The organism is uncultured Psychroserpens sp. (genome assembly GCF_947503375.1).
Taxonomy (GTDB): Bacteria; Bacteroidota; Bacteroidia; order Flavobacteriales; family Flavobacteriaceae; genus Psychroserpens.
This window is the reverse complement of sequence record NZ_CANNDQ010000006.1, coordinates 145,965-162,049: the sequence shown is the minus strand read 5'-3', so window position 1 is coordinate 162,049 and position 16,085 is coordinate 145,965. Positions and strand designations below refer to the sequence as shown.

The 16,085-nt window shown below is 32.7% G+C and carries 15 protein-coding genes; 9 read left to right on the top strand and 6 right to left on the bottom strand.

The window, feature by feature from the left end; translation table 11 throughout:
• Positions 1-73 precede the first annotated feature (73 nt).
• From Q0876_RS11615 to Q0876_RS11600, 4 genes are all read left to right on the top strand, one after another.
• Positions 74-505 (top strand): DUF6146 family protein, encoded by a 432-nt coding sequence (locus Q0876_RS11615; protein ID WP_299228036.1) that lies wholly within the window; start codon positions 74-76, stop codon positions 503-505.
• A 27-nt stretch (positions 506-532) separates the two neighbouring features.
• Complete coding sequence (locus Q0876_RS11610; protein WP_299228034.1) at positions 533-1,030, top strand: DUF6787 family protein; 498 nt, start codon at positions 533-535, stop codon at positions 1,028-1,030.
• Positions 1,031-1,404: 374 nt separating this feature from the next.
• Entirely contained in the window at positions 1,405-3,813 is a 2,409-nt protein-coding gene (locus Q0876_RS11605; RefSeq protein WP_299228032.1) for a TonB-dependent receptor, read from the top strand.
• A gap of 66 nt (positions 3,814-3,879) precedes the next feature.
• The gene (locus Q0876_RS11600) at positions 3,880-4,467 is read left to right on the top strand and encodes a type 1 periplasmic binding fold superfamily protein (protein WP_299228030.1); all 588 of its coding nucleotides are present in this window, start codon (positions 3,880-3,882) and stop codon (positions 4,465-4,467) included.
• A gap of 54 nt (positions 4,468-4,521) precedes the next feature.
• On the opposite strand, the gene Q0876_RS11595 is transcribed toward Q0876_RS11600, so the two are convergent.
• Both Q0876_RS11595 and folE read right to left on the bottom strand, forming a co-directional pair.
• Positions 4,522-4,803 (bottom strand): hypothetical protein, encoded by a 282-nt coding sequence (locus Q0876_RS11595; RefSeq protein WP_299228028.1) that lies wholly within the window; start codon positions 4,801-4,803, stop codon positions 4,522-4,524.
• A 68-nt stretch (positions 4,804-4,871) separates the two neighbouring features.
• Positions 4,872-5,468 (bottom strand): GTP cyclohydrolase I FolE, encoded by a 597-nt coding sequence (gene folE, locus Q0876_RS11590; protein ID WP_299228025.1) that lies wholly within the window; start codon positions 5,466-5,468, stop codon positions 4,872-4,874.
• A gap of 211 nt (positions 5,469-5,679) precedes the next feature.
• Between folE and Q0876_RS11585 the strand changes: the two genes are divergently transcribed.
• The 4 genes from Q0876_RS11585 (at position 5,680) to Q0876_RS11570 (ending at position 10,296) form a co-directional block, all read left to right on the top strand.
• On the top strand, positions 5,680-8,118 hold the full coding sequence (locus Q0876_RS11585; protein WP_299228023.1) for a DUF5916 domain-containing protein: 2,439 nt from the start codon (positions 5,680-5,682) through the stop codon (positions 8,116-8,118).
• Between the two features lie 49 nt (positions 8,119-8,167).
• A complete protein-coding gene (locus Q0876_RS11580; protein ID WP_299228021.1) occupies positions 8,168-8,830 on the top strand; it encodes an ABC transporter ATP-binding protein in 663 nt (220 codons plus the stop codon).
• A 120-nt stretch (positions 8,831-8,950) separates the two neighbouring features.
• Positions 8,951-9,589 carry a peptidylprolyl isomerase gene (locus tag Q0876_RS11575; protein ID WP_299228019.1) on the top strand — a complete coding sequence of 213 codons (639 nt, stop codon included), beginning with the start codon at positions 8,951-8,953 and terminating at the stop codon, positions 9,587-9,589.
• Positions 9,589-10,296 carry a 16S rRNA (uracil(1498)-N(3))-methyltransferase gene (locus tag Q0876_RS11570; RefSeq protein WP_299228018.1) on the top strand — a complete coding sequence of 236 codons (708 nt, stop codon included), beginning with the start codon at positions 9,589-9,591 and terminating at the stop codon, positions 10,294-10,296. The genes Q0876_RS11575 and Q0876_RS11570 overlap by 1 nt, the downstream gene beginning before the upstream one ends.
• Here the strand turns inward: Q0876_RS11570 and Q0876_RS11565 are convergent.
• The 4 genes from Q0876_RS11565 to Q0876_RS11550 form a co-directional block, all read right to left on the bottom strand.
• Positions 10,291-11,010: a thioredoxin family protein gene (locus Q0876_RS11565; protein WP_299228017.1), complete on the bottom strand. Its 720-nt coding sequence runs from the start codon at positions 11,008-11,010 to the stop codon at positions 10,291-10,293. The genes Q0876_RS11570 and Q0876_RS11565 overlap by 6 nt on opposite strands.
• Positions 11,011-11,105: 95 nt before the next feature.
• Positions 11,106-12,365, bottom strand: a complete 1,260-nt coding sequence (locus Q0876_RS11560; protein ID WP_299228016.1) for an aminotransferase class I/II-fold pyridoxal phosphate-dependent enzyme — start codon at positions 12,363-12,365, stop codon at positions 11,106-11,108.
• 157 nt (positions 12,366-12,522) lie between these two features.
• Positions 12,523-13,560, bottom strand: a complete 1,038-nt coding sequence (locus Q0876_RS11555) for a PLP-dependent cysteine synthase family protein (RefSeq protein ID WP_299228014.1) — start codon at positions 13,558-13,560, stop codon at positions 12,523-12,525.
• A 76-nt stretch (positions 13,561-13,636) separates the two neighbouring features.
• Positions 13,637-15,697, bottom strand: coding sequence for a S9 family peptidase (locus Q0876_RS11550; protein ID WP_299228013.1), 2,061 nt, complete (start codon positions 15,695-15,697; stop codon positions 13,637-13,639).
• Positions 15,698-15,760: 63 nt separating this feature from the next.
• Here Q0876_RS11550 and Q0876_RS11545 point away from each other — a divergent pair, with 63 nt between their 5' ends.
• On the top strand, positions 15,761-16,084 hold the full coding sequence (locus Q0876_RS11545) for a YbaB/EbfC family nucleoid-associated protein (RefSeq protein WP_299228011.1): 324 nt from the start codon (positions 15,761-15,763) through the stop codon (positions 16,082-16,084).
• Position 16,085: the final 1 nt, after the last annotated feature.

Genomic DNA, 16,085 nt, shown 5'->3' with positions numbered 1-16,085 from the left:
TAAAAATTAAAGCCCAATTAATAAGCTATACTAGAGAAATTCAATTTTTGTAACTTTAAATAAAAATAATGCCATGAAAAAAATAATATTCATCTTAATTGCAATTTCGGTGTTAAATAACTGTAATAGCACACAAAGCGTAGCTAATAATTCAACTTCTGATGAGGTACCTGAAGAGGATATTGTTAGAATAGCTAATGATGATATTGAATATGAGATCACCATTATTGAACCAGGATTCAATGCATGGCTCTTAAGCATGGCAAGACCTCGTGGGTATTATTCTCAATATTACATGGAGTCGAGAAACAGGATCTGGGCTCAAGAATGGAACTCGCGAGCATCTCAACCACTTCGCTTTGATGGTAATCTCTATGAAATGCAAATTGACTACAGACCAAATATAGATTACGGTTACGAAGTAAATTATAAACTTTACAATTATTTCATATACTTCCAGTTAACTTACAAACAACAATTATCTACAATAATTCCTAGAATTTAAAGTATCTTTGCATCGCAAATTTCAGCTATGCTAAAGAATTTTAAATCACGTTGGGATATTCAATACAATTGGCAACTCTTGTTTCCTATAATTGGCATAATAGGTTTAAGTTATAGTGCATATAAGTTAGCTTTACTCTTCACGAAATCTTACCCGTTTTTAGTGACTGTTTCTGCTGCGCTAATCTTATTTTTTCTATTATTAAAATTAATATTGTTCATTTTTAAAAAACTAGAACACAAATGGGTTGTTGATCAACGATGGGAAATGATTCGCATTTTTATTGTCTTTGCAATTACAGGCTCATCCTCGATGTTTATTTCAAGACCCATCATTGAACTCTTAGGAATTACTAAAGAAAACCTAAATCCTATTATTTATTGGATTTTATTTATTATCATTGGACTAATTTTCTATCAGATATTATTAGTTAGTTTTGGCTGGTTATTTGGTCAATTCAAATTCTTTTGGGAGTTTGAAAAGAAAATGCTCAAACGTTTTGGACTTGGAAAATTAATAGATTAGTGACGTATAGTAAAAAACATATTGGTTATAAGATAGCTTCACTCTTAGTGATTGCTTGCCTTATTTTGCCTTTAAGTATAAAACTATCACATGTTTTTAGTCATCATGAACATGAGGTTTGCATAGCTAAAGATCAATCACATTTTCATGAAATTGACCTAGATTGTGATTTTTACAAGTTCAAAATCAACCAAAATTTATTTTTTGAGTTTATTAATTACGATTTAAAAAGTACTTTAGAGAATAATACCTCTATCATCACTTATTATACTTATTTAAAAAGCAATCAACAACTTACTTCATTTCTTAGAGGCCCACCTTATTTAGTGTAAATTTTCAAAATCCCCTTTTTCATTTACATTAAATAATTTTTGATGAAACATTTTTTAATGGGTTTAATGCTATTCGTTTTCGGATATCATCATGCTCAAAACTGTAATTTCACCCTTTTAGGAGAGGTAAAAGACTTTCATGATGGTGCAGCAATTACAGCAGCTAACATTTACATTAAACAATTAGACAGGTACATCATTTCAGACTTAGATGGGAAATTCAAACTTGAAGAGCTCTGTAAAGGAGAAATTACTTTAGTCATATCTCATATTGGCTGTGAAACTAAAACCATAACCATTGATATTTCTGGAGATACATTTAAGTCTATTGACTTAGAGCATCATATTGAAGAACTAAATGAAGTTGCTGTTACTGGAAATCGCGTTGTAAAAATCACTAAAACTGCACAAGAAACTTTGCTCAAAACAGAAACGATTGAACAATATAGCCATTTGAGTCTAGGCGATGCTTTAAAAGAAGTTTCTGGTGTTTCCTCAATAAATACGGGAAATAGTATTGTTAAACCCATGATTAATGGATTACATAGTAGTAGACTTTTAATTCTCAATAATAACGTTCGCTTGCAAGATCAAGAATGGGGAATTGAACATGCACCAAATATTGACATCAATAGTGCTGATCAAATTTCTGTTATTAAAGGAGCTGGAGCCTTAATATATGGTGGAGATGCTATTGGTGGAGTTATTGTTATTAAACCACGTAAAATTATTCGTAAAGACAGCCTTTATGGTAAAACTATTTTAGGTGGCCAAACTAATGGAAGAGGGTATCATATTTCTTCATCACTAAATAAAAGCTTTCAATCAGGTTGGTTTGCTAATGTTCAAGCTAGTCTGAAACAAAATGGGGATTTTGAAGCTCCAGATTATAATTTAACTAATACAGGAGTTCAATCTCAAAGTTTTTCTATTCATACTGGGAAACGACTTTTTGAGTCAGGATTTGAACTTTACTATAGTTATATTGATAATGAGATAGGAATCTTGAGATCGTCACACATCGGGAATGTAAATAATCTTATTGAGATCATAAATTCTGGTCAACCTCCTATTATTAGAGGTTTTAGCTACGACATAGATAATCCAAGACAAGAAGTCACACATCATCTATTAAAAGCCACTTATTTTAAGCGTTTTAAAAATTTTGGTAAAGTAAACTTACAATATGATTATCAAAAAAATAACCGCTTAGAATTTGATATTAGACGAGGTGAGCTAAGAAATGAGGCTGCATTAGATTTAGAATTACAAACGCATACGCTTCTTGCAGACGTAAACCTTGATTCAAATTTGAATAAAAAAATGAACTTTGGTGTCTTATTGCGTTACCAAGATAATTTTGCGCCAAACACTGGAGTTAGACGTCTGATCCCTAACTATGAAAAATATGACTTTGGAACTTATATTACTTCTGAATGGCGAATAAATGACAACCTCTTAATTGATGCAGGACTACGATATGATTTTAATCGTGTTGATGCTTTAAAATTCTATAGAATCACACGTTGGAACGAACGCGGTTACAATGAAGATTTTGCAGATATTATCGTTCCACCTGCAGAAGGAGAAGATTTTGGTACAGATCTACTTGCAAACCCAGTTTTTGATTTTCATAATATTTCTGCATCAATTGGGGTGAAATATGATCTCAATAGTAAAAACTATATAATAGCAAATTATAGTTTAGCTAGTAGACCTCCAAATCCTGCCGAACTGTTTAGTGATGGTTTGCACCATTCAGCAGCTCGAATCGAATTAGGTGATTTAAGATTAGACCCAGAAATTGCAAATCGTTTGTCTATGACTTACGTATATACAGACACAAATTTCAATTTGAATGTAGACACATTTTACAACACAATTAATGACTATATGTATTTAAGGCCAACTGGTGTGCAGCAAAGTAATAGAGGTGCTTTTCCGGTTTGGGAATACGAACAAACTAATGCTAGATTATTTGGCGTAGATTTGACATTAAGCTATGACTTTACTGATCAATTCAATTGGCTTAATAAAACAGCTTTTATCAAAGGCTATGACAGTCGTGATTTGCCTTTGATAGATATACCAGCATTTAGCACCTTTAATAAGATAACATATACCAATGAAAATTGGTATAATTTCTCTGCAAGTTTACAGTCAGAGTGGGTATTTGAACAAAACGAGTTTCCTGATTTTAATTTTGAAACCAATAATCCATCTACTGGTGAATTTGTGTTACTGGATATTAGCACACCTCCTCCAGCCTATCACCTATTTCATTTTTATAGTGAATCTACTTTTGCTCTTAGTGAAAGAACTAGCCTAAGCATAGCTCTTGGAATCAATAATCTATTTGATACTTCTTATAGAAATTATCTAAATAGACTTAGGTTTTTTGCTGATGACTTAGGAAGAAATATAACATTACAATTAAAACTCAATTATTAAAAACACATGAATACAAACAAATCAAACTTTAAAACTATGAAAACTATTTTTTTAAATATAAACGCTATGAAGACAACTAAATTTTTACTAGGTGCAGTTTTATGCTTTTCTCTTTTTTTAACATCATGTTCAGATGATGATGATGGAGGGACACCAGAACAACCAAACGAAGAAGAGGTTATAACCGATGTTACCTTAACGCTTACAAATATTACTGATACAAATGATGTAGTAGAGTTAAAAAGTGTCGATCCAGATGGTGAAGACGGACCAACAGCTCCTACAATAACTATTACTGGGAACTTTACAGCTGGTGCTACATATACAGGTGTGATGGATTTATTTAATTCCATAGAAATGGAAGATATCACTGAAGAAGTTACAGTAACTGAACCAGATGAACACTTCTTTACTTATGCCATTAGCGGACTTGATATTTCATTTTCACGATCGGCTAACGATATTGTTAGAATGGATGGCAATAAGCTAGGTTTCGAAACAACTTGGGTTGTTGCTAATAACCCTGGAACTGGAAATATTACGGTTCAATTATGGCATGAGTCTGAGACTGTTGATGACTCTAATGAATTAGGCACTCAAACTGGTGGTGAGCCAGATGTAGATCTTACATTTACTGGTGTAACAATTCAATAGATTAAAAAAAATGAATACTAAAAAAGGCAGCTAAATTTAGTTGCCTTTTTTTATTTAATTGATGTCGATAATTGTTTCATCAGATCTTTTTTGGTTAGAAAACACGAAGGTATACAACCACATGATTGTAAATGTTGGGATAACGTCAAAGAATGGCAATGCTTCTTCGACAAAAGAAATTGCAGCCGCAATTTTGCCTTTATTTCCTTTGTAAAGTTTAGTCATTAACCATGCCGAAGCTGGTGCCCATATTATATCAAAAAAAGGAAAGATAAAAGAAATATAGCCACAAGCATCAAGCAAAAGACTTAATGCCAGCTTTTTGGTTTTAGACATGTTTTGTAAATTCATAGTAGAGATTCTAATTTGCTAATTTAAAAGCAAATAGTATTCCAAAAAGAATACTAAGACAATTTTTCACTTATAAGCTTTAAAAATTCTGTTCGCGTCTCCATATTTTCAAAAGCTCCTCTAAATCCTGAAGTGGTCGTCGTCGAGTTTTGTTTTTGTACACCGCGCATCATCATACACATATGTGAAGCTTCTATAACCACAGCTACACCTTCTGGCTTCAATGTATCATTGATACAATCTAAAATTTGCTCAGTAAGGCGTTCTTGTACTTGTAAACGACGAGCAAAGACATCAACTATTCGTGGTATTTTACTCAAACCAACAATGTGACCATTTGGAATGTAAGCAATATGTGCTTTTCCAAAGAAAGGTAAAATATGATGCTCACATAACGAATACAACTCGATATCTTTTACGATGACCATTTCCCTGTATGATTCTTTAAACATGGCACTCTTTAAAATTTCTGATGCATCTTGGTGATAGCCTTGAGTAAGAAACTGCATCGCCTTTGAAGCGCGCTCTGGAGTTTTCATTAAACCTTCTCTTTCAGAATCTTCACCTAGATCTTCAATAATACTTTTATAACGTGCTTTAACATCATCTGTAACTTGAATGTTATACTCTTCGAATTTGTGATATGGCATGTTTTCAGAATTAAATTTTAATAAATGTAAACAAAAAATACATGATATTAAAAGTGCTATCATATTATCAAAAGATTAACAGTCTCAAGTTGTTTTTAACGTTATGTTATGAAAATCCAGCAGATAGCATAGGTAGATTTGTACGACTAATTTAACAGACTATTTTTTAGTAATACAAACAATTAGCCACTAACTATCTATAGCTTTTTTGATGAATTTTCGATTACTGCTCTCTTTATGCTTATTATTCAGTTTTTATGGTGTTTCTCAGGGGAAAAAACAGTTACAAATTGAAAGAACTACAACGCCTCCAAAAATTGATGGCATCCTAGATGACGCTGTTTGGCAAAATGCCAATATTGCTACCAATTTTATCCAGTATCAACCAGAAATGGGAGTTGTAGCTCCTGAAGCTCAACGTACAGAAGTTAAAATGACCTATGATGACAATGCTATATATGTGGCTGCTTATCTCTACGATGATCCAAATGAGATCATGAAGCAACTCACAAGCAGAGATAATTTTGGACAGACAGATTTTTTCTCTCTAGTTTTAAACCCAAATAATGATGCACAGAATGACACCAATTTCTTCGTGTTTAGCTCTGGAGTTCAAGCAGATGCGATAGCTTCACCTAGTATAGGAGAAGACTTTAGCTGGAATGCTGTTTGGGATAGCGCAGTAAAAATTCATGATGACGGATGGTCATTAGAAATGAAAATACCATACAGGACTTTACGTTTTGAAAATCAAGAAAACCCGACTTGGGGTTTGCAGTTTTTTAGGCATTTCAGACGTTTTAGATCTCAATATGCGTGGAATCCAATTGATATCACTAAAGGAAATATTGGTTTATACCATGGCGAATTAAAAGGATTAAATGGCATAAAACCTCCTACGCGATTGATCCTTTATCCATTTGCCACTGGCATTGTTAATTCATTTGATGGTGACACAGAAACCGATCTTACATTTGGGATGGATGTGAAATATGGAATTACTGAAAATTTCACATTAGATGCAACTCTAGTACCAGATTTTAGTCAAGCTGGCTTTGATAATGTGGTACTTAATTTAGGTCCATTTGAGCAAACATTCTCTGAACAGCGTCAATTCTTCACTGAAGGTGTTGACCTCTTCTCAAAAGGCGGTCTATTCTTTTCTCGTCGAATTGGAAATGCACCTAGTGGAAATTTGAACTTAAATGAAAATGAAGAAGCTGTAGTACCAGATGAAGTAAAAGTTCTAAATGCATTAAAAGTCTCTGGAAGAACAAAAAATGGTTTAGGGATTGGTATTTTTAATGCCATTACCGAAAAGACAAACGCTAGAGTTACAGACTCAATAACTGGCAACACAAGAGAAGTCATAGCAGAACCATTTACAAATTACAATATACTTGTTGTTGATAAACAATATAATGGGAACTCCTCTTTGAGTCTAATAAATACAAACGTCTTGAGAGAAGGCAACTTTAGAGATGCTAATGTTACTGCTTTAGTCTCTGACATGACTAATAAAAAGAATACTTATAGATTACTCGCTGAAGCAAAAATGAGTAGTGTAAATTATCAAGATAGTGGAACTGAGACCGGTTTTAGTAGTTTTCTTTTTGCAGGCAAGGTTGCTGGTAATTTTCGTTATAGTATTGACCACAGATTTGCAGATACTAGATATGAGATTAATGATTTAGGCTTACAGTTTAGAAATAACTTTAACAATTTTGGAGCAGATGTATCATATCAAATATTTGAACCTCAGGGCAAGCTAAATAATTATCGTATCAACGGATTTATTAATTACAGAATGTTAGCCAGTCCTGGTGTTTTTACAGGAATGAATTTTGGCGGAGGTTACAGAGCAACCTCAATAAAGCTTGATTCTTATGGATTTAGATTAAATATTGAACCTGGAAAACAATACGATTATTTTGAATCCCGTGATGGTCGCTTCTTCATTTTTGAAGATTTTGTAAGTACAGGTGGCTGGTTTTCTTCTAACTACAACCGTATCTTTGCTTTAGATTTAAGAGCAAATATTGGAACCCTGTTTGAAGATGGAAGGGACTTGTTTAATTATGATTTTGAAGTAAGCCCTAGAGTACGATTTAATGACAACTTCTTAATGGTATATCGCCTCAATTTCATACACAGAAATGGTAGTAGAGGTTATGCCGATGAAGTTGATGATCAACCCATTTTTGGTGAACGAAATCGACAAATTGTTACTAATAGCATCTCTGCAAATTATACTTTTGATCCTTTTAATGTTCTTGCCTTAACATTCAGACATTATTGGGATACTGTTGATTATGATTATGAAATGTTTACTCTTTTAGATAATGGTAGATTAACCACAGATTCTGGTTTTACAAGAGACAATATAGGTGATGATCCTAATATAAATTTTAGCACTTGGAATATCGATCTAAGTTATTCATGGCAGTTTGCTCCTGGTAGTTTTCTTACTGCTTTATATAGAAATCAACTATTCAACGCCAACACAGAATCGTCAGCATCGTTTTCAGACAGTTTGAATAGATTATTTGATCAACCCATTCAAAATACTTTCTCGATACGACTTCAATATTTTATAGACTATAATAATGTTAAACGCATGTTTGGAAATAAAAATAAATCTACCTCTTAAATTGTACATCAATAGATAAAGTCTTAATTTTAAATTATAGTTCTAATGTATGATACAAGTAAAAAATGTGCACAAGTATTATGGTGACCTTCATGTTTTAAAAGGTGTTGACCTCACTATAGGCAAAGGAGAAATTGTATCTATTGTTGGTGCTTCTGGTGCAGGAAAAACTACACTTCTTCAAATTTTAGGCACCTTAGATAAAATTGATTTAGGAATGGACTCCTCTTTAATAATTAATGCTGTTGATGTTTCTAAACTCAATGATAAAGCATTAGCTAAGTTCAGAAATGCGCATATTGGATTTATATTTCAATTTCATCAACTCTTACCTGAGTTTACAGCATTGGAAAATGTTTGTATTCCTGCATATATAAAAGGTATCAACCCAAGTGATGCAGACAAAAGAGCTAAAGAGTTGTTAGATTTTTTAGGTCTTAAAGAACGTTATCATCATAAGCCCAATGAGCTGTCTGGTGGAGAACAACAACGAGTTGCAGTAGCTAGAGCCTTGATAAACGATCCTGAACTTATTTTTGCTGATGAACCTTCTGGAAATTTAGACAGTGAGTCTGCAGAAAATCTTCATAACTTATTCTTTAAACTTCGTGACGAGTTTGGACAAACTTTTGTTATTGTTACTCATAATAAAGAATTAGCCAACATGGCAGATCGAAAGTTAATTATGTCTGATGGTATTATATCTAATTAGTTTGCATATTTCTTGCAGAGACTAAGTTATAAACAATCATTTCTTAAAAACTTCATCAACGCTGTGTTTTATCATTTATCAATCGGTTTAAATTTGGAGATAAATCAAAATACTTTATCCATGTTTAAAAAAACGCTTATTGTATTACTTTCATTAACAGCTACAATTTCATTTGCGCAAAATAATTTTGAAAAGGAGCTAGATTCAATTCAAACTGAAACAGATGCAAAAACCTATATCGAAAACAATAAATCTATTAATGGCAAAGTGATAGTATTCAACAAAAAGAAACATAATACACGCTTGGCTCAAGAGCTTTTTAGATTAGGCAATGGATCAAAAAAAGTATATAAAACAGATAGTGAAAAAACCTATTACAAAGTGATCGAAAAAAACAATATTCCATACCAAAGAGTTAGTTATATTTTTTTAGATGGAAATAAAAAATCAGTTGAAGACATCAATTCGCTCAGAAAAAGCATTATAACAAAGTATAATGATGGTTTTAGATTCAATGATCTAGCAAAACACTACTCTATGGATGATAATGCAAAACGTGGTGGTGACCTTGGCTGGGTGACTAGTGGAGATTTACACCCAGATTTTGAAGCTCAAGTGCTAAATGATGAGCATGATATCAATTCCATTTTTACAGTAGATATCCCAGAGCAGAAATGGTACTATGTCATCCTAAAAACAGAAGCTACTAAGTATATTGAAGAAATTAAAGTGCTAAAAGTTTCTGAACCTATTAAGTAATGCAATTATTTTATAATTCTGAGCTAACAGAAGATCAACACCAGATTCAATTCTCAAAAGAAGAAAGTAGACACATCATAAAGGTGTTACGAAAAACTTCTGGAGATACTTTGTCTATAACCAATGGAAATGGTGTTTTGTTTTCTGCTGAAATTACTATTGCTGATCAAAAAAATTGCATAGCAGAAATCAAATCTGTTAAGATCCAACCTAAACGAGATTACCAATTGCATCTAGCTGTTGCACCAACAAAAATGAACGATCGTTTTGAATGGTTTCTTGAAAAAGCTACAGAAATAGGAATAGATAGTATCACTCCAATTTTTTGCGATAATAGTGAACGTCGCGTTATTAAAGAAGATCGTTTCAAAAAAATTTTACTATCTGCTATGAAGCAATCACTGAATTGTTACTTACCAGTATTACACAAAGCCATTAATTTTAAAACATTCTTACAGCAATCGCATAAAGGCAAATTATATATTGCACATTGTGAAGACACAAAAAAAGTATCGCTTAAATCACAGTTGAGCCCTAAACAAAGTACGACTATATTGATTGGTCCAGAAGGTGATTTTAGCACTAATGAAATTACGCTCGCATTACAACATAATTTTACTCCTGTGAGTTTGGGGAATAATAGACTAAGAACAGAAACGGCAGCAATAGTGGCTTGCCACTCTATTGCTTTTATAAACGAATTATAACTTCACCTTAATACCGTTAACTATTTCTAAATCATCGTTTTCTAATAATAAAATAAATTTCAATTTATCTGTTTTATTTGTAATTTTTGGTATTTCAATTTGACTCGCTCCTGATGCATCTTGTATAGAAATATATGTTTCTTGAATGACAATATTAGAGTTTTTAAGTCTTTTATTTCTATTTTCCCCTCTTGAAATATCTGTGATTCTTTCATCAATCACCAATAAGGTATGCAATATTTTGTTTTCTATATTTCCCTGGATCTTATAATTAAACCTAACATAATTATTCACTTCATTTATATCTGTAATCAGCATAGTATTTTGAGTATGAGTCGACGGTTTTGAATTAAGTATATTAAACAATTTACTTTTGTTTGAACCTACAAAATGTTCTTTTCCATTAATTACAAGTTGAGGTGTATATGAAGTACTGGCAAATTTTTTATTATAGGCACTTTGTCTGGTACTATAAACTGCATTACTAAAGGGGTCTTCCCAACCAATATAATTCCAATAATCAACATGATATGACAACAAAATAACGTTTGGGTATTCCTTTTCAATTGTAGAAAGTAAATAATCAGCAGGAGGGCAACTTGAACAGCCTTGAGAGGTAAAAAGCTCTAGTACTATTGGGTTTTTGGTTTCCTTTACTGGTTGAAACGCTAATAACAAAGGGATTACAATAAAAATAATCAAAGTAGCTCTCATATTTCTTTTTATAATTTAGTAGTGAAGTTTACAAATAGCTTACAAAAAAACCGATGGCAATGCATCGGTTTCTTTATATACTAATTATCATGAAGTTACTCTCCCATAGCAGCTATCAATGCAGCTGATAAACGCTTGTAAGTCCCGTTCTGTAAACGATCTCTAATAGCATCAAATGCGTCTAAAGTTTCGTTTACATCTTCTAAAGTGTGTGTTGCTGTAGGTATCATTCTTAATAAAATCAATCCTTTAGGGATTACAGGATATACTACTATAGAACAGAAAATGCCATAGTTTTCACGTAAATCTCTTACTAACGCCATTGCTTCTGGTATACTTCCTTTTAAGTATACTGGTGTTACGCAACTTTGTGTTGTACCGATATCAAAACCTCGTTCTTGGAGTCCAGATTGTAAGGCATTAACAATAGTCCAGAGATTTTGCTTTAATTCTGGCATTGTTTTTAACATTTCTAGGCGTTTCCTTGCTCCAACTACCAATTGCATTTGTAATGATTTTGCAAACATTTGTGAGCGCAAATTATATTTAAGGTAGTCTATAATTTCTTGATCAGCAGCAATAAAGGCACCTGTACTTGCCATAGATTTGGCAAAAGTAGCAAAATACACATCGATGTCTTCTTGAACACCTTGTTCTTCACCAGTACCAGCTCCTGTTGCTCCTAAAGTTCCAAAACCGTGAGCATCGTCAACAAAAAGTCTAAAATTGAATTTCTTCTTAAGAGCTACTATTTCTTTTAAACGACCTTGTTCTCCACGCATTCCAAAGACACCTTCAGAAATCACTAGTATTCCTCCTCCAGTTTGCTCAGCCATTTTTGTAGCGCGTTCTAAGTTCTTTTCTAAACTATCTACATCATTATGCTTGTAAGTAAAACGTTTACCCATATGTAAGCGTACACCATCTATGATACATGCATGTGCATCAACATCGTAAACAATAATATCATCTTTTGAAACGAGTGCATCAACTGTAGATACCATACCTTGATACCCAAAGTTTAATAGGTAAGCAGCTTCTTTATTTACAAAATCTGCTAATTCCTCTTGTAATTTTTCATGAAGATCTGTATGTCCAGACATCATTCGTGCTCCCATAGGATAAGCAGATCCGTATTCAGCAGCAGCTTCAGCATCTACTTTTCTGACTTCAGGGTGATTAGCTAAACCTAAGTAATCATTTATACTCCAAGTAATTACATCTTTTCCTTGGAATTTCATCCTATTAGATATCTTACCTTCTAACTTAGGAAAAACAAAATAACCTTCGGCTTGTGAAGCCCATTTTCCTAACGGTCCTTTATCTTTATAAATCTTCTCAAATAAATCCTTCATTTAAAGCTATTAATTTTAGTCTAATTAGTTAGGGCAAAATTAGTCAATTATATTATGATGGCATAATAATTTTATAAACCAATGTTTATAAATCCTTAAAACATAAAAAATCCTATTACATACAGATGCAATAGGACTTTATTACTATTTATAATTGTTATTTTATATATTGTATGTTTTCAGAAACTTCTGTTTTACTATCAAAGAATCCTTGTTCTCCCATCCATTTATCACTATACACTTTACTCATGTACCTAGATCCATGGTCTGGAAAGATAACAACTACCTTGTCTCCTATTTTAAACTCACCATCTTCACTTAGTTGTTTAAGAGCTTGCATAGCCGCACCACTGGTATAACCTACGAATAAACCTTCAGTTTTTGATATTTCTCTAGCTGTATGAGCACTCTCTTCATCAGTGACCTTAATAAATTTGTCTATTAAGTCAAAATCTGTAGCAGTAGGAATTAAGTTTTTACCTAAACCTTCTATTCGGTATGGATAGATTTCTTTATCATCAAATTCTCGTGTTTCATGGTATTTCTTTAGCACAGATCCGTAAGCATCAACACCAATAACCCTTATATTAGGATTTTGTTCTTTCAAATACTTAGATATCCCAGAAATTGTTCCACCTGTACCACTACATGCAATTAAGTGTGTTATCTGCCCTTCGGTTTGACTCCAAATTTCAGGACCAGTTGTATGGTAGTGTGCATCAATATTCAATTGATTGAAATATTGATTAATATAAATAGAACCCTTTATTTCATCATGTAAACGCTTAGCGACTTGATAGTATGAACGAGGGTCATCTGCACTAACGTTAGCAGGACACACGTAAACTTGTGCACCCATAGATTTAAGCATATCTATTTTATCTGCAGAAGATTTAGAACTAACAGCCAAGATACATTGATATCCTTTTATAATACTAACCATAGCTATACTAAAACCAGTATTCCCAGATGTAGTTTCAATAATAGTATCACCTGGAGTCAAAATACCTTGTCGTTCAGCTTCTTCAATGATATGAAGTGCAATTCTATCTTTAGAAGAGTGACCTGGGTTAAAAGCTTCTACTTTTGCAAAAAAATCACCTTCAAAACCAGCAGTTATTCTATTTAATTTGATAAGAGGGGTTTTACCTATTAATTGTAAAACATTATCAAATACGTGTTTGTCTTGTCTCATAAACGCTATTTATCAGTTTCAAACAAATTTTCAGAATGAAACATAAAACCTTGCAAAATTAGTATTTTTTTTTAAACTAGCTAGTAATTCCTTCTAAGTCTAATAAAAAGGCAAATTCTTGCGCGTCTTCTTTAAGGGCTTCAAATCTACCAGAAGCTCCGCCATGTCCAGCTTTCATGTTGGTAACAAGGAATAATTTGTTAGCATCTTGTTTATAAGTTCTTAGCTTGGCAACCCACTTTGCTGGCTCCCAATATTGCACCTGAGAATCATGTAAACCAGTAGTTACAAGCATATTTGGATATTTTTGTTTTTCAATATTATCATAAGGAGAATACGATTTCATATAGTTGTAATACACTTTGTTATTTGGGTTTCCCCATTCATCATATTCACCAGTAGTAAGAGGTATGCTATCATCTAACATTGTAGTAACTACATCTACAAAAGGCACAGCTGCAATAACACCATTATATAGTTCTGGAGCATCATTAACAACTACTCCCATCAGCAAACCTCCTGCACTTCCTCCCATAGCGTATAGGTGATCGCTTGAGGTGTAATTGTTTTCAATTAAAAACTTAGAACAATCAATGAAATCTGAAAATGTATTTTTTTTATTGAGAAGTTTACCATCTTCATACCATTGTCTACCTAAATATTCACCTCCTCTTACGTGAGCAATGGCATAAATAAAACCTCTATTTAGTAAGCTTAACCGTATAGTTGAAAAATAAGGATCTATTGTAGAACCGTAACTCCCATAAGCATACTGCAATAATGGGGCTTTACCATTAAGAGGTGTATCTTTATGCCTTACCAAAGACATAGGAATCTTTGTTCCATCTCTAGCAGTAGCCCAAATACGTTCTGAAGTATAGTTATTCTTATCAAAATTTGGATCTAAAACTGCTTGTTCTTTCTTTATCTCTTTAGTTTTAGTTCGCATGTTGAAATCTATCACAGACGAAGGGTTCACTAAAGAATTGTAAGCATAACGTAATATTTCAGTATCAAAATCAACATTGGTTACCGTATCTGCTGTATAGGTCTCATTATCAAAAGGCAAGTAAAAATCGTCTGTATTGTCCCAACGCTTAATACGAATTTGATTCAACCCATTAGCACGCTCGCTAATCACTAGGTAATCTTTAAAAACATCTATGTCTTCTATTAAAACTTCATCTCTATGCGCTATAACATCTTCCCAATGCGAAATATTAGTTTTAGACTCATGAGTTTTCATAAGTTTAAAATTTATTGCACTCTGATGATTGGTCAATACATAAAACCAATTGTTGTAATGAGATATACTATACTCTAAACCGCGAACACGTTTTTGAAACACTTTAAAATCATTATCAGGCGTATTGGCATCTAATGTATGATATTCATTAGTTAGCGTACTAAAACATGCTATTACAATATATTTTTTAGATTTGGTCTTGTACACAGCAACACCAAAAGTCTCATCTTCTTCTTCAAAAATGCAAATATCTTCTGTTTCAGAATCTCCAATTTTATGTTTGTAGATTTTATTAGAACGTAGGGTTTGCTGATCTTTTTTTGTATAAAACAACGTACAATTATCATTAGCCCAAGTAGATGAACCTGTAGTGTTTTCAATAACATCAGAAAAAATTTCATCCGTAATTAAACTCTTTATCTGTAATTTATATTGTCGTCTACCAACTGTATCTAAACCAAATGCTATCATTGTATTATCTGGACTCACACTCAAACCTACCAATCTAAAATAATCATGGTCTTTAGCCATTGAATTACAATCAAACAACAACTCCTCTTTAGCTTCTAGCGTTTCTTTTTTACGTGTATATATTGGATAATCTTTGCCCTTTTCATAACGAACAATATACCAGTAGCCATTATATTTGTAAGGGACAGAAGTATCATCTTCTTTTATTCTAGCTTTCATTTCTTCGAAAAGTGATTCTTCAAAGTTTTTGGTATGAGCCATTTCCTGTTCGTAATAATCGTTTTCAGCATTTAGGTAGTCTAATACATTTTGATCATCACGTTGATTCAACCAAAAATAATTGTCGATTCTTATATCGGAATGGATTTCTAAAGCTTTAGGTATTTGTCTTGCTTTAGGAACATCAATAGTCGTCTTCATTTTTCTTTTTAAAAGTCTGGCAATTTAGTAATTTTGCAACTGATAACATTAATACTTAACAATATGTTTGGAGACATGATGGGAATGATGGGTAAACTCAAAGAGACCCAAAAGAAAGTTGAAGAAACAAAGCAACGCTTGCATAGTGTCTTAATTGACGAAAACAGCAATGACAATAAGCTTAAAGTAACTATAACCGCTAATAGAACCATAAAGTCAATAGCTATAGATGACAATTTACTTCAAGATAAAGAAATGCTAGAAGACTATCTCATTATTACACTTAACAAAGCTATAGAACGTGCTACTATTGTTCATGAAACCGAAGTAGCAGCAGTGGCCAAAGAAGGTATGCCAAATATACCTGGCATCGACATGTTTAAGTAAA

Excerpts from the sequence above, each read along its gene's own strand:
- Q0876_RS11615 (WP_299228036.1), top strand. The coding sequence starts at position 74 with ATGAAAAAAATAATATTCATCTTAATTGCAATTTCGGTGTTAAATAAC.
- Q0876_RS11610 (WP_299228034.1), top strand. The coding sequence starts at position 533 with ATGCTAAAGAATTTTAAATCACGTTGGGATATTCAATACAATTGGCAA.
- Q0876_RS11605 (WP_299228032.1), top strand. The coding sequence starts at position 1,405 with ATGAAACATTTTTTAATGGGTTTAATGCTATTCGTTTTCGGATATCAT.
- Q0876_RS11600 (WP_299228030.1), top strand. The coding sequence starts at position 3,880 with ATGAAGACAACTAAATTTTTACTAGGTGCAGTTTTATGCTTTTCTCTT.
- Q0876_RS11595 (WP_299228028.1), bottom strand. The coding sequence starts at position 4,803 with ATGTCTAAAACCAAAAAGCTGGCATTAAGTCTTTTGCTTGATGCTTGT.
- folE (WP_299228025.1), bottom strand. The coding sequence starts at position 5,468 with ATGCCATATCACAAATTCGAAGAGTATAACATTCAAGTTACAGATGAT.
- Q0876_RS11585 (WP_299228023.1), top strand. The coding sequence starts at position 5,680 with ATGAATTTTCGATTACTGCTCTCTTTATGCTTATTATTCAGTTTTTAT.
- Q0876_RS11580 (WP_299228021.1), top strand. The coding sequence starts at position 8,168 with ATGATACAAGTAAAAAATGTGCACAAGTATTATGGTGACCTTCATGTT.
- Q0876_RS11575 (WP_299228019.1), top strand. The coding sequence starts at position 8,951 with ATGTTTAAAAAAACGCTTATTGTATTACTTTCATTAACAGCTACAATT.
- Q0876_RS11570 (WP_299228018.1), top strand. The coding sequence starts at position 9,589 with ATGCAATTATTTTATAATTCTGAGCTAACAGAAGATCAACACCAGATT.
- Q0876_RS11565 (WP_299228017.1), bottom strand. The coding sequence starts at position 11,010 with ATGAGAGCTACTTTGATTATTTTTATTGTAATCCCTTTGTTATTAGCG.
- Q0876_RS11560 (WP_299228016.1), bottom strand. The coding sequence starts at position 12,365 with ATGAAGGATTTATTTGAGAAGATTTATAAAGATAAAGGACCGTTAGGA.
- Q0876_RS11555 (WP_299228014.1), bottom strand. The coding sequence starts at position 13,560 with ATGAGACAAGACAAACACGTATTTGATAATGTTTTACAATTAATAGGT.
- Q0876_RS11550 (WP_299228013.1), bottom strand. The coding sequence starts at position 15,697 with ATGAAGACGACTATTGATGTTCCTAAAGCAAGACAAATACCTAAAGCT.
- Q0876_RS11545 (WP_299228011.1), top strand. The coding sequence starts at position 15,761 with ATGTTTGGAGACATGATGGGAATGATGGGTAAACTCAAAGAGACCCAA.